The organism is Nocardioides sp. P5_C9_2, assembly GCF_054049555.1.
In genome coordinates, this window is record NZ_JBFUMD010000631.1 from 1 (window position 1) to 1,762 (window position 1,762).

Annotated in this window: 2 protein-coding genes; one reads left to right on the plus strand and one right to left on the minus strand. The window is 69.1% G+C overall.

The window, feature by feature from the left end:
* A partial coding sequence (locus tag ACXJKL_RS20425; protein ID WP_457208824.1) for an MFS transporter occupies positions 1-1,426 on the minus strand: 1,426 nt, incomplete at its 3' end.
* A gap of 57 nt (positions 1,427-1,483) precedes the next feature.
* Between ACXJKL_RS20425 and ACXJKL_RS20430 the strand changes: the two genes are divergently transcribed.
* Positions 1,484-1,762: winged helix-turn-helix transcriptional regulator (locus ACXJKL_RS20430; RefSeq protein ID WP_457208825.1), on the plus strand; the 279-nt coding region annotated here is incomplete at its 3' end.

The following is a 1,762-nucleotide window of genomic DNA, read 5'->3' on the forward strand; positions in this document are numbered from 1 at the left end:
CGCTCCCAGAGATCGGACCCGGAGCAGGCGCTGCCTCCGTAGGACGGACCCGAGCGGCCATGCCGAAGGCGGTCAGGGCTGCAGCCACCAGGACTGCCGCTGCGACAAGGAAGCAGGTGGTGAACGCGTCCATCGCGACCAGGCCGACRCCGTCGCCCACGATTGCGAACAGGATGCTCACGCCGATGACGAAGCCGATCTGGCGGGCCATGGTGACTACGCCGCTTCCTGTCGCTGCCTGGTGTGGCGCGAGGTCGTGGGTCGCGCCAGCCATCAGGTTGGGCAGCGCCAGCCCGACCCCGACGCCGCCGAGCAGCCAACCGGGCAGGTAGGTGGTCAGGTACGCCGGTTCCGGGCCCATGCGCAGCGCCAGGAACAGCGAGCTCAGCGCCATTACGAAGGAACCCGCGGTGATCAGCCGGGCCGGTCGCACAGTGGACAGGAACCGGTGGCTGAGCGCTGCGGTCACCGGGACGAGGACGGGCCCTACGGCGACGGCGAAGCCGGTCTGCAGCGCGGAGTAGCCCCAGATCTGCTGCAGCCACAGGATGCCGACCAGYAGGTTGATCGCGAAGGAGACGTTGAACAGCACCATCGTGACGATCGCCCACCGGAAGGTGGTGACGCGCAGCAGTTCGGGATGGATGACCGGGGAGGGGTGCCGCATCGACCGCAGCGCGAAGAGGGCTCCCAGCACCACGGACAGCCCCAACGCCAGGGCTGTTCGTCCGCTCGCCCAGCCCCACTCCGGACTCTTCACCAGGCCGAGGGCGAGCAGGCCGACCGACGCGGCGAAGAGCACGGCTCCGAGCAGGTCGGGCACACCTGCCTCGTCGTCGGATCGCACGTCGTGCACCTCGCGCAGGGCGACCACCAGCAGCGCCGCGCCCACGGGGAGGTTGATCAGGAACACCCACTGCCAGCCGAACTGCGTCAGCACCCCGCCAACGCTCGGGCCGATCGCTGCGGCGATCGCACCCGTCGCGGCCCAGAGGCGTACCCCGCCGATCCGTCTCTCCGCCGGCAGCGCCGCGAGGAGGATGCCCAGGCTGGTCGGCGTCATGGCCGCGGCCCCTGCTGCCTGCAGGACACGGAAGGCGACGAGCACCCACACGCTGCCGCTGAGCGCACATGCCACGCTCGCCAGCGTGAACAGCAGCAGGCCACCCAGGAAGAGGTGCTTGCGCCCGTAGCGGTCGGCCAGCCTCCCGAACGGCACCAGCAGCGCGGCGAACGTGACGGCATACGCGTTCAGGACCCAGCTGAGATCACCTGCGGTGGGGCCACCGGGCCGGTTGACGCCGAGGCTCGCACCGATGTCGTCGAAGGCCACGTTGACCACGAACAGGTCGAGGCTCGACATGAAGGCGGCGCCGACCGCCACGAGGACGACGAGTCGGGTCCGGGTCTGACTGGGGATAGACACAGTCAGGACTCTAGAGTCTGACTAGGTATTTGCCAAGTCAGCCGATACGATGAATCCATGCCCGTGCAACTCGAAGGCCGCCTCGCCGACCCCGCCCGGATGGCCCGCCCCGACTTCTGCCCCATCGAACGCACCTTCAAAGTGGTCGGCACCCGCTCGGCGATGCTGCTGCTCCGGGAGGCCGCTTACGGAACCACCCGTTTCGATGACTTCGTCCGTCGCGCTGGCCTGACCGAGACCGTCGCCTCCTCGCGACTACGAGAGCTTGTTGACGCCGGACTGCTGACCAAGGAGCCCTACCGCGAGCCCGGCCAGCGCACCCGCCACGAGTACCTC